Below are 20,757 nucleotides of genomic sequence, written 5' to 3'. Positions count from 1 at the left end.
TATCGCAGGAATAACAAAGTGACTTAGATCACAAAACTGTCCATATTGTAGCGGTTTGTCAAATCAATAAAAACCCTGTAAAAGTAAGGTTATTGCATTTATTTCGCTAACCGAGCTCATTTAACGACCGGCGGCCTAGCACAATGCCTTTGCTTGCTAATTGCTCGAGTAATTGTAGGCAACCTTGCTCAATCACCAGAGGTTCCATTTGAGGGTAAATGTTAGTTAACCAATTGACTATCTGTATAAATGTCACATTGCTTTGTGACGTTAACAATGCCATTACCTGTGCACTTAAAGGGCTTAACTGCAAAAAACAGACTTCGGCATCAACGTCTTGATAGAGACAAAAAAATACAGGGATGTCGAGGCGTTGCTGTGGGCGATAATCCTGACGAATATGTTGTACTTCAAAATGATACTGCGCAACCCTCGCCGTCTGCGACAGGTATAACGTCTGCAACGAAAGTTGTTCAGGGCTCAGTGAATACTCATCATCACGGCTTTGTGCCACCGCAACCACTAATTCAAGCCATTCATAGTGGGCTAATTCCGGCATAAAAAGCGGATCATTATCCGTGAGCTGATATTGCTGTTGTAAGAAATTTAAAAACTCCCCCGCTATATCAATAAAAATCGGCGATTGGCAGTCATGCTGACTAAAAAATCTCTGCACCAATGCCTGCCAAGCTTCATCAGAATACAAACTTTTCAGCACAGGGAAACCGTTGGATACAAAACCCATGACATTATTAAAAAATAACTCACGGTAAACCTGCATGTGGCGCACATCGGTATCGATGGGCAATGGCAAAGAAGGATCGCGGATATAATCGATAAAGGATTGCTGCACTTGCTTAAAATCCATTAGGCAATCCTCTTTACTGCATGACGACTATTCTGGGCATTAGGGCTGAGCGCCACAGTTTGATAAGCGCGTATTTGCTCTATCTCTACCATGAGTTCTGCGGTTGTCGGTAAATTAAAATCACGCTCAAGCAAAGTCGGCTTTACTCCATGCAAGGCATAGCAGCGTTGCAGTAATGCCCATACCGGATCGTTAATAGCTGCGCCGTGGGTATCGATAAGTAAATCTTCTGCTTGTTTATAGTGCCCAGCGATATGCAAATACGCGATGCGCTCCGTTGGCATAGCCTTTAAAAAAGGCTCGGCATCATATTGATGATTAACCGAATTTACATAGATGTTATTAACATCTAATAGCAGTTTGCAATCGGCTTCTTGCAGCACAGCATTGACAAATTCAAGCTCACTCATTTGTGCGCCAGGTGCGGCGTAAAAAGACACATTCTCTAAAATGAGTGGCCGCTCAAGGATGTCTTCCACTTGCTTGATACGCGCCGCCACATGTTTTACCGCAGCGTCGGTAAAAGGAATGGGCATAAGATCGTATAAATGGCCTTGCCCTGAGCAATAACTTAAATGTTCGGAATAGACTTGGATTTGGTGTAAATCCATAAAGGTTTTGATATTTTTTACAAACGCGAGATCTAAGGGGTCAGGGCTACCAATGGATAAACTCAAACCGTGGCAGTAGAAAGTATGTTGCTCGGTCAATTCACGAAATTGGCGGCCAAATTTACCACCTAATGTCATCCAATTCTCAGGTGCCACCTCAAAAAAATTAATAGCATCAGGCACCTGTAAACAAAACTCACTGAGCATTTCTCGCCTTAACCCCAGCCCGACCTGCGCCGCATTTTTCTGATTATTCATAGCACTTCACCAACGCTGATGATTTTCAGCTGAGATAAAAAAGAGGCCAGCATAGGCTGGCCTGAACACACTCCATAAGCCCGATCATGCAAGAGATAATACCCGCTGGCGTTATTTCACTTCTTTTTTAACGGCTTCGACTTTAGCATCAACTTTCTCGGCAGTTTTTTTCATGTCGGCGCCGCATTTGGCTTCACCACATTTGCCTTCTTTCGCTTTTTCAGTAGCGGCTTTCTTCATATCGGCACCGCATTTTGCTTCGCCACATTTGCCTTCTTTCGCTTTTTCAGCTGCGGCTTTCTTCATATCGGCGCCACATTTCGCTTCACCACACTTACCTTCTGAGCCGACGATTTGGTAACCGGTGTCCATCGCTTCAAAACCAAATGGGTTCGTTTGTGCATTGACAGCAAATGCTGAACTCATCACAACTGAACCTAACGCGACTGCCACTGCTGTTTTTTTAACTGAATTCATAAAATAACCCCTTCTTGTTTATTGAGTAATGTTAACCAACAACAGAGTAAATCGCTGGCTCACAACAAAAGACCTGCCTTGTTTCAATCCTGTTGCAAAAAATATCACTAAATCACAGAAATGGCCAAAATATCCTGTTGGGGCGATTATTTTGGCGTGAAGATTATTGTTTAGTCCACCTATTTATCCCCATTAACTAGGCCACTTTGTAACTTAGGGCTGATAAGGTAGAATGCTCGCCCTTTGCAACAGATATGGGTTTACTGCAGTGCGCGTGATTTTGGCTCCTATGGAAGGCGTAGTAGACGCTTTGATGCGTGACATCTTATCGACTATCAATCCCTACGATTTACTCGTCACTGAATTTGTGCGTGTGGTAGACCAACTGTTACCAGATAAAGTTTTTTTAAAGCTGTGTCCTGAGTTACTCAATAACGGTAATACCCCTTCAGGTACGCCAGTGCGAGTGCAGTTACTCGGCCAAGAACCCCAATGCATGGGCGAAAATGCTCTACGCGCAATTGAACTGGGCTCACACGGTGTCGATGCCAACTTTGGCTGTCCAGCAAAAATCGTTAACCGCAGTAAAGGTGGCGCCGTATTACTGCAATATCCAGAAAGTGTGCACGATATTGTTAAAGCTATGCGTCAAGCTGTCCCAAAAGAACACTCAGTGACCGCAAAAATTCGCTTAGGTTATGAAGATAAATCACTGTTCATGGAAAATGCCATAGCCGTGTATGAAGCAGGAGCAACGGAACTTGCCATCCATGCGCGCAGCAAAGTCGACGGTTACAAGCCGCCAGCCTACTGGGAATACATTACAGAAGTACGCAAGCGTTTGCCTATTCCAGTGATTGCTAACGGTGAAATTTGGAACCGCGACGATGCAAAGCGTTGCATCGAAGTCACAGGCTGCGACAGCATCATGATCGGCCGTGGGGCGATTTCATTACCCAATTTAGCCGATACCATCAAAACAGGCGCAACTCCTTATACGTGGGAGCAAACCTTAGCGTTAATGCTCAGCTACACCCAAAGGGAATTAAATGGTCGTAAAAGCGACTATTATCCTGCTCGAATCAAACAGTGGTTTACCTATCTCAATCGTCAATATCCCGCGGCCGATATCTTATTTAGAGAGCTGCGAGTCTTTAAAACGACAGAAGAAATCGTTGCAGTATTAGAGACAGCACAGCGCAATTTAAACGACTAACCATCAAGGTTTAGCATCAAACCTCAATAGGCCACTCTGTGTGTATCTGCGATGAAAGGAACTTTTTTATCGCAGATGTGACGCGATAAGGATGAGCGATTTTAAAAACGCAAAAAAATGAAAATGTGGCAGATACTTGATCTTCATCATAGTTGTTGATAGTGGAACAATTAGACTGAACGCCTAGAGTTAAATGAATATAGGCTATTTTACGTGAGTATTACCCATATCAGACATGAATTGTCAGAGCTTGAAGCTAATCTAAGGATAGAAATCGGCGCGATCCCTTCGTTCCTCGAAGCCATAGGAAAGCATTATACTAGTCTGAGCTTAACTGAGCTTATCGATAAATTGGCTCAAACCCCATTGGCAGAACACCCGCTATTTAGTCAATTAAATAAACTCGACGCAGCTTTTTGTCAGCTCGATTTAGGTCTTTATGGTCTTTGCTCCGATTGCGAAGCTGAAATCGAAACCGTGCGGTTAACTCAAGACCCCACCGAGCAGCGCTGTAACGCATGTGCTGATCATTATCAACATGAGCATCGCCACGAGCTACGGCTCAATCATTGATAAAACTCCCGCTTATTTAACCTAAACTTGTGATAATACATTGAACTAACCGCTATCTACGTGTTTAATTTTCAGCTAATAAAAAGCCCAGCGCACAGCAGGTACTATGCGCAAGCGAATAGAAGCATTTTGTAATATCTATAATTTTTAAGTAGTTTAATCCTAATTTAATCCTAAATAGCAGAAATAAATTAACAGATGAAACTCACAAACAGCAACTGAACATCCAATGCATGAACATCCAATGCATGAACATCCAATGCAAAGTCTAATGCCATCGCAACCAAGGCTCATAACACCCTTATCAAGTTAATTAATGAGCATTATCATGCAAAAGAGAAACATCGAGATGATCAGCGGCATTTTCTGCACTCGGTTCAGTTAGAAAAGGAATGCAGCCAAGAAAAGGCGCTGACATCATCCCTTTAAGGCTAACTAGATTTTCGTCAAACATGCTCATTTCAGGATCGATACGATTTGCCACCCAGCCTGCAATGGTAAGACCATCAGCCAGTATCGCTTCTTGGGTCAGTAAGGCGTGATTTAAACAACCGAGTTTCATGCCTACCACGAGTATGACCGGCAGCTCAAGTTTCTGCACCACTTCCGACAAATACCTGTCCTCACCTAATGGCAAACGCCAGCCACCCGCGCCTTCAATCAAGCAAAAATCCGCTTGGGAAAATGCCGTAAAATCTAAGCTATCGACAATCGCCTCTGGCGTTAAACGCATGCCTACTTGAGCCGCGGCAATATGCGGCGCGATGGCGGGTTCAAAACTAAAAGGGTTAACGAGCGGATACGCAAGTTTTAACGACGATGAGGTCATCAGCTGCAGAGCATCGGCATTTCGCAAGCCTTCAGAGGTTTGTGCACAGCCCGAAGCAATAGGCTTAATGCCTAGGGTCAGCATAGTGTTAGCAGCGAGAATGCCCACGGCAGAATCTGCGCTAGCAATATGGCCTAAACGATTCACTGCGGTTAATAATGCTGATGAGACTAAGGTTTTACCACTGTCAGTATCTGTACCTGTTACAAAAAACATATGAGATCCTTATGTTCGTCGATCGCTGTTGGCTGATTTTGCTCAGTTGACGACGTTATATGTCCATCATCATAGGCCTAAATCGCTATCAACTAAATGCTTTATAAAACGGTGATTTATAAACACTCGCATTAAAGGAAAATAGTGTGACTCATGTACGGGTATTATACTTTTAAAGCGCTATGTCGACATATTTTTAAGCATTACGTCGCGCGCGGATCTGTACTATTTGATAGGTTAACGGTAGACCGTCGGGTAAACGTAGCACCTCGGCTTTGGCCTGTATTCGTTGCCAATCCTCACGGCCACGCAGCCGTGGAGTTCGGTCTGCAACAGCGATAGATGCGCGGGCTGATTGCACCGAAGCGCCGACCCCTTTAATGGAATAGAGTAATGCTTTTAATGTATCAAAATGCACTGTCATTGGGATGAGCTGCACATCTAAATGCTGCCATATATCGAGTTTAAATGCTGTTTTGAGCGCCTCAACCGTAGAGAAGTCATTCACCCTTAAGCCTAATTCAGCTAATTGATGAAGGCTCCCCTCAGCCACCAGCGTCACATGACACTCGCCGCCAGGCTTTAGTACCCGCGCCATCTCAGCCACAGCGGCAGGAAAATCCGCACACCACTGCAAAGCCAGATTCGAATAAATAACATCCATACTGTTATCGCTAAAGGGTAAATACTGCGCATCTGCGCATACCCCATGATAATCGGGATAGGACTGATTTAACTTATGTAACATGCCAAGGGCAATATCCACGGCAAACACAGCGCTAAACTGGTTATCCATAGAAAGCCTGTTAGGATAACATGCTGAAAAATCAGTCCCCGGACCCGCCCCAATATCTAACAGATTACCTTGGACGAATAAACTGCTGAGTAAACTGGCGGCGCTCAGGCGCTGTAATTTATTATGATCTTGATAGCTATTGGCCGCGGCGGAGAAGCGCTGCGCAATCTTAACCTCTGTGGAATGAGGCTTGATTTCAACAGGTTTGATTACTTCAGACTCTTTTAGACTTAGCATTTTGCTTCACACTCATAACACAATTCAAATTCAAAAAACTCACCCAATCTCTAAAGCGCATTTATCTGTACTCATCGGCGGCGAGGCGCTCACTCACGCGAGGGATATTAACGCGACTGAGCACTTGGGCTAATTGCGCAGCACAAGCTGCAATATCTTCAGCGCTATGCGCCGCGGTTAAGGTAATACGTAAACGCGCCGAGCCCACAGGCACTGTAGGCGGGCGAATAGCGCCAACCCAAATACCAGCCAGCCTTAACTCCTCGGCCACTTGCAGGGTTTGCTGCGCATCACCAATGATTAATGGCTGGATTGCTGTGTCTGAGCCTAAAAGAGGCACATTGGCATCAAGGCATAAGCGCTTAAACAGCGCAATATTTGCAAGCAGTTTTTGCTGTAATTCAGGATGCGCCGTGCTGTACTGAACAGCAGCTAACGCCAGTGCGGCATTGGCAGGCGATAATGCGGTCGAATAGATATATTCACGGGCATTACTGACCAAAAAGTCGATCAGCGCTTGGCTTCCCAAAACCGCTGCGCCTTGGCAACCTAAAGCTTTACCAAAGGTCACCACTTGCACATCGATAAGCTTGGCGGCTTTATCTATTACATCACTATTTTTATAACCATCGAGCACCGCAAAACCATGGGCATCATCAACAATCAACCAAGTATTGTGTTGACGACAAAGCGCTGATAACTGCGTGATCGGCGCACAATCCCCGTCCATGCTAAACACGCTTTCTGTGATTAACGCCGATGCGTGATTTCGAGTCAGAAGCCGCTCAGCGCTTTCTAAGGAATTGTGTAAAAAACGTTTCAGCTGCGCGCCGCTGTCCTGCAAACCATCAATAATTGAGGCGTGTACTAGCTTATCGGCAACCACAATATCGTGTTGATCAAACAGGGTTTTCATCAGCGCCGTATTGGCACTAAAGCCTGAGCAAAATAGTAATGCTGCTTCATGCCCCGTTAAGGCGCAGAGCTTATGCTCAAGCGCGAAATGTGCCTCACTGTAACCTGTTACTAATGGCGAAGCGCCACTACCAACACCGTAAGTCTGCGCGCCAAGGTGCAAGGCGTCAGCAAGTTCTGGCAGGCGGGATAAACCTAAATAATCATTACTGCTAAAATTAACATAGGATCGCCCTTCGAACACAAAGCGTGGGCCCGAAGTAGATGCGTTAGTATTAAGGGCATGATCGACACTCAACACTTTACGTTGTCGCAGTAATCCTTGCTCACGCAAAGCGTGCTGACGGGCTGCAATTTTAGTCTCAAGCAGAGAACTCATTTATTTGCTCTTAAGAAAGATAGTCTCAAACAGAGTTGCCTCAAACGTTATCGCATAGATGAGAATAACGGCATAAGATTAACAGCCACAACCGTTATAAGGTTGTGGCCTCAGGTCTAAATATTGCCTAATATTACAACGCAGCCGCATCATAAAATGCTGCTGATGACTTATCTTGATACGCCGCCGCTTTAGCCAATACGGCCTTTTCTTCTTCCAGTTTTGCCACTGGTCCCTGTTCTGGACGTAGGCCCAAACGACGGAATAACCCCATATCATCACTTTCTTCTGGGTTTGGCGTGGTTAGCAATTTACAACCGTAGAAAATCGAGTTGGCGCCAGCAAAGAAACACATGGCCTGCAGCTCATCACTCATATTTTCACGCCCCGCCGATAAACGCACGCGCGAAAGTGGCATTAAAATACGTGCCACGGCAATGGTACGCACAAATTCTAATGGATCGAGATCGTCCAGTTTCTCAAACGGCGTGCCCGCCACTTTGACCAGCATATTGATCGGCACTGAATCAGGATGCTGCGGTAAATTAGCCAGCTGTTGTAGTAAACCTGCGCGATCCGTTGCCTTTTCACCCATACCAACAATCCCGCCAGAGCACACTTTCATGCCAGATGCGCGCACATTTGTCAGTGTATCCAACCGATTTTGATAGGTACGTGTGGTGATCACATCGCCGTAATATTCAGGCGAAGTATCTAAATTGTGGTTGTAATAATCTAAGCCAGCACCAGCGAGATCATTAGCCTGGTCTTCTGACAGCATGCCGAGCGTCATACAGGTTTCCATACCTAAGGCTTTGACTTCTTGTACCATTTGCTTAAGGTACGGCATGTCTTTTTCTTTAGGATTACGCCAAGCTGCGCCCATGCAGAAACGAGAAGCCCCCGCGGCTTTAGCGCTGCGCGCCTCGGTCAGCACAGTTTCCATTGCCAGCAAACGCTCTTTCTCTAGACCTGTGTCATAACGGGCGCTCTGCGGGCAGTATTTGCAATCCTCAGGGCAAGCACCGGTTTTAATCGATAACAAGCGGCTAATTTGCACTTCATTAGGATCGTACACTTCACGGTGAATGCTGTGGGCTTTAAATAACAAATCATTCATCGGCAGCGCAAATAAGGCTTCGATTTCTTCCCGCTTCCAATCATGACGAACTTGCAACAGCGACATTGAATACCCTTTTTATTCTGTCTTTTATCTTGGCTAGGATAACCTCAGCCCTTAAACTGTCAACGCCAACCAGTAAAGCCGGTTTACTAGTGGCCACTTTACAACCAACCTAGTGAGCATTTATGCCCAATTTACTCGATTTTGATTTTGATAGAGCCCATATTTGGCATCCTTATACCTCAATGACCCGTTCTCTTCCTGTTTTTGGTGTACATAGTGCAAAGGGCTGCGATCTTGAACTCGTCGATGGCCGCAAACTTATCGATGGCACCAGTTCATGGTGGGCCTGTGTTCATGGTTATGCACATCCCACAATATTAACCGCGATGGAAAAACAGCTACATCAGCTGAGCCATGTGATGTTTGGCGGCATCACCCATGAACCCGCCATTGAACTGTGTAAAAAACTTATCGCTATGACCTGCGAACCGCTAACAAAGGTCTTTTTGTGCGACTCTGGCTCAATCGCAGTTGAAGTGGCGATTAAAATGGCGTTGCAGTATTGGCAGGGTCAAAATACACATGAAGGTTTACGCCCGTTAAAGCAACGTATTCTTACGGTTAAGAAGGGTTACCACGGCGATACCTTTGCCGCCATGAGCGTATGCGATCCCGAAGGCGGCATGCACACTATGTTTGGCGATGCTGTCACTAAGCAATCTTTTGTGCCCGCACCGCAAACCGCCTTTGGCGAAACGTTGCAAGCCGATGATTTAACGGCGATGCGCAGTATCTTAAGCACTCATCACAACGACATTGCCGCAGTGATCATAGAGCCGATAATGCAAGGCGCGGGCGGTATGCGTTTTTACAGTGCGGATTATTTAATCGGCCTTCGCGCGTTGTGCGATGAATTTAATGTGCTGTTAATCTTAGATGAAATCGCCACTGGCTTTGGCCGCACAGGCAAGCTATTTGCCTATGAACACGCCAATATCACTCCAGATATCTTATGTTTAGGTAAAGCGCTAACGGGCGGTTACATCAGTCTAGCGGCAACGCTATGTACCGATAAAGTTGCCCAAGGTATAAGCCAATCTCCCGCGGGCGTGTTTATGCATGGCCCTACTTTTATGGGTAACCCGCTAGCCTGCGCCGCGGCATGTGCAAGCTTAGACTTAATTAACCGCAATGAATGGCAAGCGCAAGTGGCCGCTATCGAGCAGCAAATGCGCGTTGAACTTAAGGATGCGATTGATTTACCGAGCGTAAAAGATGTGCGAGTGCTCGGCGCTGTCGGCGTGTTAGAGATGCATGATCCCGTCAATACCGCTGAACTACAGCAACAATTTGTTGATTTAGGGGTGTGGGTTCGCCCCTTTGCTAACCTAATTTACATTATGCCACCCTACGTGATTAGCTCAGCGCAGTTAAGCCAACTCACCAGCGCGATGAAGCAAGTCGCAGGAGGCATTAGCGTATCATCAAGCCATTCAACGCAACAACTTATCAGCCACGGTTAGTGGTGGCTGATACCTTTATTTCACTGAACTCATTTAACTAGACGCATTTTTAATGGGTTCATTTTACTAAGCTTATTTCACTAGGCTAGAAATCAACGCCCGCAGCGCCGCAGGTTTTATCATTTTTGCCATATAGTGATAACCGCGGCGTTGCACATCTTCCACCAGCTCTTTACGGGTATTGGCAGTAATCAAAATACCGGGTAAATCTTTGCCATAAAGTGCGCGGATACCGTCCATCGCATCAACCCCATTTTGGCCATCATCTAAGTGGTAATCTGCGAGCACAATATCGGGCGCAACGCCCTTAAGCCCTAACTTAATGCGTGCATCGGATAAATCTTTGGCACAAATAACCTCACATTGCCAACGACTTAATAAGCTTTCTAACCCAGCCAAAATCGCTTCTTCGTTATCGATACACAATACCTTAATACCCGATAACGGCTGTAATAATGAGGGTAATGCCTTTATTTGTGGTTGGCTCACGGTTTCTCCAAGTGGCACACAAATAGAGAACACCGAACCCCGTCCTAATTGTGACGAGACTTGAATACTGTGTTCGAGTACTTTGCTGATGCGATCGGCTATTGCCAGACCTAAACCTAACCCGCTGATATTGTTACTTTTGGGGTTATTTAAGCGTTTGAATTCTTTAAATATTTCTTGGGTTTCTTTTTCATCGATACCGCAGCCCGTGTCTAACACTTGAATTTCAAGATAATCTCCACGATGACGACAACCAAATAACACTCTCCCCCCCCGAGCATAACGGTACGCATTAGTTAAAAAGTTTTGCAGGATACGGCGCAATAAAGAGGGATCTGAATTGACGGTTGCGCTGCATGGGATCATCTTAAAACGGATGTGGCTATCGGCTGCCATTGCCTCAAACTCAACAGATAAGCCATTGATAAGTTCAGAAATAGCAAAGTCACGGCGATTTACGTCCACCATACCCGAATCGAGTTTAGAAATATCGAGTAAGTCAGTGAGTAATTCACCCGCGATTTTTAATGAGCTATTTACGTGGGATAACGTAGTACGAGCCTCTCGATCTAAATTAGGATATTGAGATAAAGAAGCAGTAAACAGCCGCGCAGCATTAAGCGGCTGCATTAAATCATGCCCAACGGCGGCCAAAAAGCGACTCTTAGAGGCGTTGGCGATTTCTTCCTGCGCTTTGGCTTCTAATAACTCACTGTTTAACATAGCTAATTCATAAGTACGTTCATTCACGCGGCTTTCTAAAGTCTCATTAGCCTCGAGTAAGGCTCGTTCTTGCTTACGATATTGGGTAATGTCGGTAAAGGTCATCACAAAGCCGCCTGATGGCATTGGATTCCCCTGAATTTTAATCACTTTTCCATCTTTGCGATAACGTTCAGAGGTATGCGGCGTACCATTACGCATATGCTGCACTCGTTGCTCGACTTGTTGCTCGATTTCCCCTTCACCACAATAACCTCGCGCTGCATTAAAACGGATCACCTCACTAATCGGCATGCCCTGCTGCAAAAAACCTTCAGGATATTGATATAGCTCGACATATTTGTAATTCCACGCTACCAGATTGAGATCGTTATCAATAACACTCATACCTTCATAGGCGTGTTCAATGGCGCCACGTAGCATATCTTGGCTGAGCATAATTTTCGATGATGCTTCATCCACCAAACTAAATACTTCATCGAGCGCTAAATCGCGCCCTTGTAGCACAGAATCCATCACCAGCGCCGCACTTGAAGCACCAAGCACCCCTGCTAACAAACGCTCTGTATGAAAAATTAGCTCAGATGGCGCCGCTTTATGCCAGCTATCACTTTTTACGGCATCAATTGAAAAACGGCTAAAGCTTTCATAGGCGCGGGTTGGGCTGACAAAACGACTGGCTAAAATCAGTAAATCCTGCTGCGAAATAGGTCCATTTTTCTTATTGGCACTGCTTTTTAACTTACCAGGGCTTACAAAGGCACTAGCCTGAATACGTTCAGCGACGCCTGCCCTAAACCAAATAGAGCCTAAAATATAACAGCCGATATTGGCTGAAAGTGCCGTTAATGCATCACGCACATTGGGCGTTATGGCATCCAATAAGCCAATTTCATGTACCACACCAGACACTAAGGCTGCTGAACTTTGCACATCCGTCATGCCCTGCAGTATGATATAAAACCACAAGCTAAAACCGACACCTAGCCCTAAAAATACTCCAGCACGGTTGCCGTGTTTCCAGTAAAGCCCGCCGACTAAAGCGGGCGCTAGTTGGGCAAAAGCACCAAAGGACAACATGCCTAAATGCGATAATGAATCACTGTCTGCTAATGCCAGATAACTGCCATAGCCCAAACTCAAAATAATCACGATAGCAAAGCGGCGAGCATTTAATAACAACTGCGAAAATTGGCTAAAATTTTTCTCACGGATATGACCCGTACGTAACATCACTGGCACTAACCATTCGTTACTCACCATCACACTGATGGTGACGACCGCAACAATCACCATCCCCGTGGCGGCCGAAAGCGTACCCAGCAGTGCAATTACCGCCAACAAAGGCTGATCTAAAGCCAGCGGTAGATTGATCACATAGGTATCGGCGGACACTGAATCCCCGAGGATAATTTTTCCTGCTAAAGCAAGCGGTCCAACGAATAGGCCAAACAATGCTAAATACAGTGGAAATAACCAGCGACCCTTCGATAACACTGACTCATCGGCACATTCCACCACCATCACGTGGAACTGCCTTGGCATACATAAAAAGGCCGCCATCCCGACTAATAACTCAGGCATTAAAGCTTCGATGCGCGGATTGGGGTTGTGGATCAACGATTGAGCACTCGCTTGTTGCCAGATGTCACCAAAACCATCAAAAAAACCAAAACTGATGACAATACCGACTAACAAAAATGCCGCTAGTTTAACCAGAGATTCAAAGGCAATCGCGAACATCATCCCTGGATTATGCTCAGTGGCATCGAGTTTGCGGGTACCAAATAAAATGGCAAATATGGCTAATAGTGCTGTAATAAGTAACGGAATGGTTACGCCATCAAGCGGGTCGTCCACGGGCTGAAAGAGATTAAGACTAAATACCATGGCCTTTAGCTGCAGGGCGATATACGGCATGATGCCAAACAAGGCGATGAGCGTAACGAGAGCGGCTAAGGTTTGCGACTTACCGTAACGGGCGGCAATAAAGTCGGCAACTGAGGTGATATTTTGTGCCTTTGACACTAATACGATTTTACGCAACATGCCAAAACCTAAGGTAAATATCAGAATAGGCCCGACAAAAATGGGTAAAAAAGACCAAAAATCATTTGCTGACTGGCCTACCGTGCCCAAAAAACTCCACGAAGAGCAGTAAACCGCTAAGCTCAGCCCATAGATAGCAACCTGTAGCTTTTTGGTGACTTGGCTAAACCACCGCTCCGCTCCCCACGCCAATAGGAATAAAAGCGAGACATAACAGACGGCAATAATAGCAACGACTAAGGTTAAATTCATACTCTGCTCTTTTTTCTGATTATTGTGCGATAAAACCTGTCTAAAATCTAGCCTGATTTGTAATGCAACAGTCTAAATATAAAGGAAAATTTAAAAATAGACCAAGGTCTAATGGAGTTGCCGCCTCCTTACATACCATACTCAGGTCACGCAAATTTCAAAAGGGAAGCCCTATGAGCTCGCAGTCTCTCTACAAAGTCTCCGGCGATATCGCAGCCAATGCACTTGTAAACAACGATAAATATAAAACAATGTATCAAGAGTCGATTGTTAATCCAGAAGGTTTCTGGAGAGAACACGGCAAGCGTATAGATTGGATTAAGCCCTATACTAAGATTAAAAAAACCTCTTTCGATGATCATAATCTGTCGATCAACTGGTTTTACGATGGCACCCTGAATGCTTCTGCCAACTGCTTAGATCGCCACTTAGCCGAGCACAGTGATCGTGTAGCGATTATTTGGGAAGGCGACAACGCTAGCGAACAACGCAAAATCACCTATGGCGAATTACATGTTGATGTCTGTAAATTTGCGAACGCACTGCGTAGCCAAGGTGTATGCTGCGGTGACATAGTGACCATTTACATGCCCATGGTGCCAGAAGCTGCAGTCGCCATGCTCGCCTGTGCCCGCATTGGCGCGGTCCACTCTGTGGTATTTGGTGGTTTTTCACCCGATTCAATTGCCACCCGCGTAATTGACGGTAAATCCAAAGTGATCATCACCTCCGATGAAGGCATGCGTGGTGGCCGAGCCATCCCATTAAAACGCAACGTCGATGATGCGTTAAAAAATCCTGATGTGACCACGATTGAAAAAGTCATTGTACTTAAACGTACTGGTGGTAAGGTTGACTGGCAAGAAGGCCGCGATATTTGGTGGCATGCACTGATGGAAACCGCATCTGAACACTGTCACCCCGAAGAAATGGACGCAGAAGCGCCATTGTTTTTACTCTATACCTCAGGCTCAACCGGTAACCCCAAAGGCGTATTACACACCACTGGTGGCTACATGGTTTATGCGTCTATGACCCATGAATATGTGTTCGACTATAAAGTCGGTGAAGTGTATTGGTGTACCGCCGATGTAGGTTGGATCACCGGTCACTCTTACATGGTCTATGGGCCACTCGCTAATGGCGCGACAGTGCTTATTCATGAGGGGGTGCCTAATCATCCTAGCCCTGCCCGTTTAGGTGAAATGATTGACCGTCATAAGGTCAATATCCTTTATACCGCGCCAACCTTAATCCGTGCATTGATGGCAGAAGGCAAACAACATTTCGATAAGTTTGATGGCAGCAGCTTAAGAATTATGGGATCAGTCGGTGAGCCAATAAACCCAGAAGCGTGGCGTTGGTACCATGAGGTGATTGGCCATGAGCATTGCCCTATCGTCGATACGTGGTGGCAAACTGAAACGGGTGGCATTTTAATTGCTCCACTGCCAGGCGCTACTGACACTAAACCAGGCTCAGCCACTCGCCCTTTCTTTGGCGTGCAACCTGCCTTAGTCGATAATATGGGTAATATTTTAGACGGTGAGAACGAAGGTAACTTAGTATTACTCGACTCTTGGCCCGGCCAAATGCGTACGATTTACGGCGATCATGAACGCTTTGTACTGACCTACTTTAAAACCTTCCGTGGTATGTACTTTACTGGTGACGGTGCCCGTCGCGATGAAGATGGTTATTACTGGATCACGGGCCGCGTTGACGACGTGATCAACGTATCGGGTCATCGATTAGGTACCGCTGAAGTTGAAAGTGCGCTGGTGTCGCACGAGCTTGTCGCAGAGGCCGCAGTAGTGGGTTACCCGCATGATATTAAAGGCCAAGGCATTTATGCCTATGTCACCTTAACCCGTGGCACTGAAGAAACCGAAGAACTACGCCAAGAACTGCGTCAATGGGTACGTAAAGAAATTGGTGCGCTAGCAACCCCAGATTTAATCCAATGGGCGACGGGCTTACCTAAAACACGTTCAGGCAAGATCATGCGTCGTTTCCTGCGTAAGATTGCCGCTAACGAAGTCACTAATTTAGGTGATGCATCAACCTTGGCCGATCCAGCGGTGATCGAGACCTTGATTGAATCACGCTTGAATCGTACTGAGTAATATCCGAGTTAAAAATAACGTCCACAACACTTAGCCTATTCCCAATAGGCTAAGTGTAACCTGAAACTCCCTTTTTAAAGCTCAGGTAAAAGTGACCCCTGTTGAGAGAGTCTGTGATTGCTCCTTTCTCTAGTTTGCCCCTCCAACCAGGGGCATTTTTTTTGGCCGCTATGTTAAGCTTGTCACCTCATTTTTATTCAATATAGATTTTTTATCAGCGTGTCAGTCAAACTCAGAGACTATCAACAGCAAGCGGTTGATGCGGCTATCGCCCATTTTAGGCAAAGCCAGGCTTCAGCCGTACTCGTATTGCCCACAGGCGCAGGCAAAAGCATTGTGATCGCTGAATTAGCGCGCATTGCAAAGGGGCGAGTCTTAGTGCTCACCCATGTGAAAGAGTTAGTCGCGCAAAATGCACAAAAAGTCGGCTTACTCACGGCACAAGCCAGTATTTATGCCGCAGGACTTAATCAAAAACAAACCGACGGTAAAACCGTCGTGGCCAGTATCCAATCAGCGGCGCGGGCACTAACTCAATTTGATCAACCTTTTTCACTCATTATTATCGATGAATGCCACAGGGTCAGTCTGGCTAAAACCAGCCAATACCAGCAAGTGCTCAATCATTTACGCACCAAAAATCCTCAACTGAGATTACTTGGACTCACGGCAACACCCTATCGCCTTGGTACTGGGTGGATTTATCAGCAGCACTACCATGGTAAAGTAGGCTCACCTGAACATGCCGTATTCGAACATTGTGTTTTTGAACTTCCCATAAGGCCGCTTATCAAACAAGGTTACCTCACAGCGCCAATACTATTTGATGGCTTAAGTGCCCAGTACGATTTCAGTCAACTCAAACCAAACGACAACGGCGAATACACACAATCAGAAGTTAACGATTTGCTGGGGCATTACGGCCGCGCAACCACAGCGATAGTGAAACAGCTCATTGAGCTCAGCCAGCATAGAAAAGGTATCATCATCTTTGCGGCAACGGTGCGCCACGCTAATGAAATTTTTGACCTATTAAACCAAACTCATGGGACGCAGAGCGCCATTATTACGGCACAAACGCATGACGATGAACGTGACGAAACGATTGAACGCTTTAAAGCCCAAGAGCTCAAGTTTTTAGTCAACGTGGCTGTATTAACTACAGGCTTTGACGCACCCCATGTTGATTTGATTGCCATCTTGCGGCCTACCGCTTCAGTGAGCCTTTTTCAACAAATGATCGGCCGTGGTTTACGGATCGCCGAAGGTAAAAAAGATTGTCTTGTTATTGACTATGCCGCCAACGGCTATGATTTGTATTTCCCTGAAGTCGGCCAAGCTAAACCCAACAGTAAATCGGTTCCCGTGCAAGTTCATTGCCCCGCATGTGATTTTGCCAATATTTTTTGGGGACTAACGGACGACGATGGCGACATCATTGAACACTTTGGTCGCCGCTGCCAAGGCATAGTAGAACCGCAAGGTAAAAAACAACAATGCGATTTTCGATTTAGATCGAAATCATGCCCAGATTGCGGTGAAGAAAATGACATTGCGGCGCGTATTTGCCAACACTGCCAATCAACGCTCATCGATCCCGATAAACGCCTGCGCCAAGTACTCAGCCAGCAACATCATCATTTATTTCGTTGCCAGCATATGACGCTTATTGACGATGGCGGCAACCTAAAAGTGCAGTATCTTGATATCGACGGTAATGAATTTAATCAACGCTTTAAATTACAAACTCCAGCCCAGTGGCGTGCACTATATGCGCTATTTATTTTCCCCCATAGCCGTACACCGGGGTTAAAACCGAAAAAATACACTAAGGTGGTAGATTTAATCAGTGATACGGATAAATTCCGTATGCCTAATCTCTTGCTGCTGAAGAAGCATAAAAAAGGTTGGGATCTGCTCGAAAGCTATTTTGATTATCAAGGCCGTTATCAAACTGAAAATAAATACCGCTGACATTACCAATTCACCTAGGCCTATGGTATAAAACGACTAAAGTAATCCTAAGGAGTTATTATGTTTGTTGTTATTTTTGGCCGTCCAGGCTGTCCTTATTGCGTTCGTGCAGTGCAATTATCTGAGCAACTCGTTGAAAAGCGTGATGACTTCAAGTTCAGATATATTGATATTCACGCGGAAGGTATTTCTAAAGCAGATATCGAGAAGACTGTAGGCAAGCCTGTTGAGACAGTCCCGCAGATTTTCATCGATGAGAAACACATCGGTGGCTGTACTGATTTTGAACAATACGTTCGTGAGCACAAGTTGTTAGATTAAGCCCTACGTATATTCTCGGCTTAATAAAAAGGAGACTCTAGGTCTCCTTTTTTTTATCACACTATACAGAGTATTAAAATGTCACGCGCATGAATAGAGTCACGGCGAAGGGCTTACTCTACGGATGTTACATGGTTTTTATTTTGGTACGTAACCGAGCATAACATCAGTTATTTTTGATTGATAATGACAGAGAGTAAATCTCAAATAATATCGATGTGACGGATATGAATCAACAGACATAAAAGACAATTGATTAGAGTACTATACGGGTAGTAATGTGGTAGCACTGCAGGATAATAATTAGGCAGAGTAATAAGTGGTTTACTAGGAAGGATTAGAACTATTCGATTTATTGCTTGGTTAAAAGCCAGCTGCCCTAGCCTTATAAATAAGCGACTAAGCTAACGACACATCTGGATATTGCGCTGATTTAAACACTTTCATTAAAGTGGTGGGTCGTGAAGGATTCGAACCTTCGACCAATTGGTTAAAAGCCAACTGCTCTACCGACTGAGCTAACGACCCATCTGGTATTGCGATAAAACGATGTACTTATTTTATATGAACCATGCATATAAAAGTGGTGGGTCGTGAAGGATTCGAACCTTCGACCAATTGGTTAAAAGCCAACTGCTCTACCGACTGAGCTAACGACCCATCTAGATATTGCCATAAAACGATGTACTTATTTTATATGACTAATACATATAAAAGTGGTGGGTCGTGAAGGATTCGAACCTTCGACCAATTGGTTAAAAGCCAACTGCTCTACCGACTGAGCTAACGACCCATCTGGTATTGCGATGAAACGATGTACTTATTTTATATGAACCATGCATATAAAAGTGGTGGGTCGTGAAGGATTCGAACCTTCGACCAATTGGTTAAAAGCCAACTGCTCTACCGACTGAGCTAACGACCCATCTATATATTGCGATAAAACGATGTACTTATTTTATATGAACCATACATATAAAAGTGGTGGGTCGTGAAGGATTCGAACCTTCGACCAATTGGTTAAAAGCCAACTGCTCTACCGACTGAGCTAACGACCCATCTATATATTGCGCTGATTTAAACACTTTCAGTAAAGTGGTATGCCGTGAAAGATTAGAACCATTGAACTGATTGGTTAAAAACTAACTGCTCTAGCGCTATAAAACGACTGAGCTAACGACCAACAATATTTATTACTAGCATATGAAACCATTAACTTATTCTATTAACTAGAATTAAGTGGTGGGTCGTGAAGGATTCGAACCTTCGACCAATTGGTTAAAAGCCAACTGCTCTACCGACTGAGCTAACGACCCATTTACTGGTATTTCACGCCCCGAACGACCTCGCCGCTCTGAGGGCGCCTATAATACCTTTTTCATTTTCTCATGCAAGCGCAAATTCCCAATTTTTTGTCGTTTGCATGAAAAACAGACTAAGAGTATGTTTTTTAGTTAATTAGGCTTTAAGTGCGGCTAACTGTTGCTGTGCAATGCGCGCTGCTGCGCTGTTTGCGTAATCTTTAACAACTTGTTGGTAGTATTGCAGAGCTCCCGCTTTGTCACCTGTTTTCTCTGCAATCATACCGAGTTTCACTAAACTATCACCACGCTTATTTGAATCACTAAAGCGTGCAACAACAGTATTGAAGGCTTGCTTTGCCTCGGCAAACTCACTTTTATTAAATAAAAGTTGGCCTAACCAATAGTTAGCATTTGCGGCATACACTGAGTCTGGGTACTGCTTGATAAAAGCACGGAAGGCAGGAATAGCTTCATCATACTTACGCTCTTTTAAGACTAAGTTAACGGCAGCCTCATAGCTGGCTGTTTCACTTAAACTGCTTGCGGCGGCATTGGTCGCTGCAATAGAGGGGGTCGATGTAGCAGCCACAGCTGATGGCGCAGCAGAAGCTTTAGAGGATACATTCGCCAGTTCATCATATAACTGACGCTGACGCTGCTGCATCTGCTCAATCTGATAATTTTGTTGTTCCGTTAAACCACGTAAATCTAGGACTTCTTGCTGCAGAGTATCAAGACGACGCTGCATTTCGAGATCACTTTGCTGTCTCGATTTAACAATACGCTCAATACGAGCAAGCCTGTCATCACTTGAACCACCAGCAATATCTTCCACAGGTGCAGGTGCTGCAACTGCAGCACCTGCACCAAGGAACATTGCCGTAATTAAGACGGCACGTTTCATTGTGTCACTCTCCGAAATTCAATCTTAGTAAACTAAAACTGCACGACGGTTTTTGCCAAAACCTTCATCAGTGCGAGAAAAATCAAGTGGTTTTTCTTCGCCATAGCTGACTACGCTCATTTGGCTTGGCTGTACGCCCATACCTTGTAGGTATTTAGCAACGGCTTTAGCACGACGCTCACCTAGTGCGATGTTGTACTCAGGAGTACCACGCTCGTCTGCATGACCTTCGATTAATACACGTACACTTGGGTGCTCAACTAAGTAAGTACCATGGGCTTCTAATATCGCGGCAAATTCAGTTTGAACTTCACTACGGTCAAAATCGAAGTAAATGATTTGTTGTTTTCTCAAATCATCTAACTGTTGACGTTGTTGTTCTTCAGCTGACAACATACCGCCCACACCACCCGTTTGAATGCCACCATTCAGTTCACTACCAGAACCGTTTGTTGAGCCCATTGCATCAGTTTCTGATTCTGAAGTTGAGCTACATGCACTAATAGCCATAATTGGAAGTGCTACCAACATAGCTTTTAACAACTTATTCAGATCCATTACGTATTCCTTATCAAATTAAATGTGATTAAA

The 20,757-nt window shown here is 45.1% G+C and carries 16 protein-coding genes and 6 tRNA genes; 6 read left to right on the top strand and 16 right to left on the bottom strand.

Annotated features, from left to right (window positions below):
- Positions 1-106: 106 nt before the first annotated feature.
- The 3 genes from ACRN9H_RS09860 to ACRN9H_RS09850 form a co-directional block, all read right to left on the bottom strand.
- The gene (locus ACRN9H_RS09860) at positions 107-868 is read right to left on the bottom strand and encodes an HvfC family RiPP maturation protein (protein WP_432313508.1); all 762 of its coding nucleotides are present in this window, start codon (positions 866-868) and stop codon (positions 107-109) included.
- A complete protein-coding gene (locus tag ACRN9H_RS09855; RefSeq protein ID WP_432313507.1) occupies positions 868-1,737 on the bottom strand; it encodes an HvfB family MNIO-type RiPP peptide maturase in 870 nt (289 codons plus the stop codon). Before ACRN9H_RS09855 ends, ACRN9H_RS09860 begins: the two co-directional genes overlap by 1 nt.
- Positions 1,738-1,848: 111 nt before the next feature.
- Positions 1,849-2,214: an HvfA family oxazolone/thioamide-modified RiPP metallophore gene (locus ACRN9H_RS09850; protein WP_432313506.1), complete on the bottom strand. Its 366-nt coding sequence runs from the start codon at positions 2,212-2,214 to the stop codon at positions 1,849-1,851.
- 268 nt (positions 2,215-2,482) lie between these two features.
- Here ACRN9H_RS09850 and ACRN9H_RS09845 point away from each other — a divergent pair, with 268 nt between their 5' ends.
- The gene (locus ACRN9H_RS09845; RefSeq protein WP_432313505.1) at positions 2,483-3,430 is read left to right on the top strand and encodes a tRNA-dihydrouridine synthase; all 948 of its coding nucleotides are present in this window, start codon (positions 2,483-2,485) and stop codon (positions 3,428-3,430) included.
- Positions 3,431-3,643: 213 nt separating this feature from the next.
- Positions 3,644-4,003 (top strand): TraR/DksA C4-type zinc finger protein, encoded by a 360-nt coding sequence (locus ACRN9H_RS09840; protein ID WP_432313504.1) that lies wholly within the window; start codon positions 3,644-3,646, stop codon positions 4,001-4,003.
- A 313-nt stretch (positions 4,004-4,316) separates the two neighbouring features.
- Here the strand turns inward: ACRN9H_RS09840 and bioD are convergent, their stop codons facing one another.
- The 4 genes from bioD to bioB all read right to left on the bottom strand — a co-directional run bounded on the left by bioD (position 4,317) and on the right by bioB (position 8,561).
- Positions 4,317-5,048: a dethiobiotin synthase gene (bioD, locus tag ACRN9H_RS09835; RefSeq protein WP_432313503.1), complete on the bottom strand. Its 732-nt coding sequence runs from the start codon at positions 5,046-5,048 to the stop codon at positions 4,317-4,319.
- A gap of 196 nt (positions 5,049-5,244) precedes the next feature.
- Complete coding sequence (locus tag ACRN9H_RS09830) at positions 5,245-6,081, bottom strand: methyltransferase domain-containing protein (RefSeq protein WP_432313502.1); 837 nt, start codon at positions 6,079-6,081, stop codon at positions 5,245-5,247.
- A gap of 61 nt (positions 6,082-6,142) precedes the next feature.
- Entirely contained in the window at positions 6,143-7,375 is a 1,233-nt protein-coding gene (locus ACRN9H_RS09825) for an aminotransferase class I/II-fold pyridoxal phosphate-dependent enzyme (protein ID WP_432313501.1), read from the bottom strand.
- Between the two features lie 133 nt (positions 7,376-7,508).
- Positions 7,509-8,561 carry a biotin synthase BioB gene (gene bioB / locus ACRN9H_RS09820; RefSeq protein ID WP_432313500.1) on the bottom strand — a complete coding sequence of 351 codons (1,053 nt, stop codon included), beginning with the start codon at positions 8,559-8,561 and terminating at the stop codon, positions 7,509-7,511.
- A gap of 122 nt (positions 8,562-8,683) precedes the next feature.
- Here bioB and bioA point away from each other — a divergent pair, with 122 nt between their 5' ends.
- Positions 8,684-10,024, top strand: coding sequence for an adenosylmethionine--8-amino-7-oxononanoate transaminase (bioA, locus tag ACRN9H_RS09815; protein ID WP_432313499.1), 1,341 nt, complete (start codon positions 8,684-8,686; stop codon positions 10,022-10,024).
- Between the two features lie 72 nt (positions 10,025-10,096).
- On the opposite strand, the gene ACRN9H_RS09810 is transcribed toward bioA, so the two are convergent.
- Complete coding sequence (locus tag ACRN9H_RS09810; protein ID WP_432313498.1) at positions 10,097-13,537, bottom strand: hybrid sensor histidine kinase/response regulator; 3,441 nt, start codon at positions 13,535-13,537, stop codon at positions 10,097-10,099.
- A 173-nt stretch (positions 13,538-13,710) separates the two neighbouring features.
- On the opposite strand from ACRN9H_RS09810, the gene acs reads away from it, so the two are divergent.
- From acs to ACRN9H_RS09795, 3 genes are all read left to right on the top strand, one after another.
- Positions 13,711-15,663 (top strand): acetate--CoA ligase, encoded by a 1,953-nt coding sequence (gene acs / locus ACRN9H_RS09805; protein ID WP_432313497.1) that lies wholly within the window; start codon positions 13,711-13,713, stop codon positions 15,661-15,663.
- Between the two features lie 219 nt (positions 15,664-15,882).
- Positions 15,883-17,637 carry a DEAD/DEAH box helicase gene (locus tag ACRN9H_RS09800; RefSeq protein ID WP_432313496.1) on the top strand — a complete coding sequence of 585 codons (1,755 nt, stop codon included), beginning with the start codon at positions 15,883-15,885 and terminating at the stop codon, positions 17,635-17,637.
- A 60-nt stretch (positions 17,638-17,697) separates the two neighbouring features.
- Positions 17,698-17,958, top strand: a complete 261-nt coding sequence (locus tag ACRN9H_RS09795; RefSeq protein WP_432313495.1) for a GrxA family glutaredoxin — start codon at positions 17,698-17,700, stop codon at positions 17,956-17,958.
- Between the two features lie 452 nt (positions 17,959-18,410).
- Here ACRN9H_RS09795 and ACRN9H_RS09790 read toward each other — a convergent pair.
- The 8 genes from ACRN9H_RS09790 to pal form a co-directional block, all read right to left on the bottom strand.
- Positions 18,411-18,486 (bottom strand) — tRNA-Lys (locus ACRN9H_RS09790).
- Between the two features lie 56 nt (positions 18,487-18,542).
- Positions 18,543-18,618 (bottom strand) — tRNA-Lys (locus tag ACRN9H_RS09785).
- A gap of 57 nt (positions 18,619-18,675) precedes the next feature.
- A tRNA-Lys gene (locus tag ACRN9H_RS09780) sits at positions 18,676-18,751 on the bottom strand.
- 56 nt (positions 18,752-18,807) lie between these two features.
- Positions 18,808-18,883: transfer RNA gene (locus ACRN9H_RS09775), tRNA-Lys, on the bottom strand.
- A 57-nt stretch (positions 18,884-18,940) separates the two neighbouring features.
- Positions 18,941-19,016: transfer RNA gene (locus ACRN9H_RS09770), tRNA-Lys, on the bottom strand.
- 182 nt (positions 19,017-19,198) lie between these two features.
- Positions 19,199-19,274: transfer RNA gene (locus ACRN9H_RS09765), tRNA-Lys, on the bottom strand.
- 142 nt (positions 19,275-19,416) lie between these two features.
- Positions 19,417-20,166: a tol-pal system protein YbgF gene (gene ybgF / locus ACRN9H_RS09760; protein WP_263189716.1), complete on the bottom strand. Its 750-nt coding sequence runs from the start codon at positions 20,164-20,166 to the stop codon at positions 19,417-19,419.
- 24 nt (positions 20,167-20,190) lie between these two features.
- On the bottom strand, positions 20,191-20,724 hold the full coding sequence (pal, locus tag ACRN9H_RS09755) for a peptidoglycan-associated lipoprotein Pal (protein WP_220774925.1): 534 nt from the start codon (positions 20,722-20,724) through the stop codon (positions 20,191-20,193).
- Positions 20,725-20,757 lie beyond the last annotated feature (33 nt).

The organism is Shewanella sp. MF08487 (assembly GCF_050848685.1).
Lineage (GTDB): Bacteria > Pseudomonadota > Gammaproteobacteria > Enterobacterales > Shewanellaceae > Shewanella > Shewanella glacialipiscicola.
Note: the sequence above shows the minus strand (reverse complement) of the source record. Positions and strands in the feature narration are given on the sequence as shown.

Excerpts from the sequence above, each read along its gene's own strand:
- ybgF (WP_263189716.1), bottom strand. The coding sequence starts at position 20,166 with ATGAAACGTGCCGTCTTAATTACGGCAATGTTCCTTGGTGCAGGTGCT.
- ACRN9H_RS09860 (WP_432313508.1), bottom strand. The coding sequence starts at position 868 with ATGGATTTTAAGCAAGTGCAGCAATCCTTTATCGATTATATCCGCGAT.
- ACRN9H_RS09855 (WP_432313507.1), bottom strand. The coding sequence starts at position 1,737 with ATGAATAATCAGAAAAATGCGGCGCAGGTCGGGCTGGGGTTAAGGCGA.
- pal (WP_220774925.1), bottom strand. The coding sequence starts at position 20,724 with ATGGATCTGAATAAGTTGTTAAAAGCTATGTTGGTAGCACTTCCAATT.
- ACRN9H_RS09810 (WP_432313498.1), bottom strand. The coding sequence starts at position 13,537 with ATGAATTTAACCTTAGTCGTTGCTATTATTGCCGTCTGTTATGTCTCG.
- acs (WP_432313497.1), top strand. The coding sequence starts at position 13,711 with ATGAGCTCGCAGTCTCTCTACAAAGTCTCCGGCGATATCGCAGCCAAT.
- bioA (WP_432313499.1), top strand. The coding sequence starts at position 8,684 with ATGCCCAATTTACTCGATTTTGATTTTGATAGAGCCCATATTTGGCAT.
- ACRN9H_RS09825 (WP_432313501.1), bottom strand. The coding sequence starts at position 7,375 with ATGAGTTCTCTGCTTGAGACTAAAATTGCAGCCCGTCAGCACGCTTTG.
- ACRN9H_RS09795 (WP_432313495.1), top strand. The coding sequence starts at position 17,698 with ATGTTTGTTGTTATTTTTGGCCGTCCAGGCTGTCCTTATTGCGTTCGT.
- ACRN9H_RS09830 (WP_432313502.1), bottom strand. The coding sequence starts at position 6,081 with ATGCTAAGTCTAAAAGAGTCTGAAGTAATCAAACCTGTTGAAATCAAG.
- bioD (WP_432313503.1), bottom strand. The coding sequence starts at position 5,048 with ATGTTTTTTGTAACAGGTACAGATACTGACAGTGGTAAAACCTTAGTC.
- bioB (WP_432313500.1), bottom strand. The coding sequence starts at position 8,561 with ATGTCGCTGTTGCAAGTTCGTCATGATTGGAAGCGGGAAGAAATCGAA.
- ACRN9H_RS09850 (WP_432313506.1), bottom strand. The coding sequence starts at position 2,214 with ATGAATTCAGTTAAAAAAACAGCAGTGGCAGTCGCGTTAGGTTCAGTT.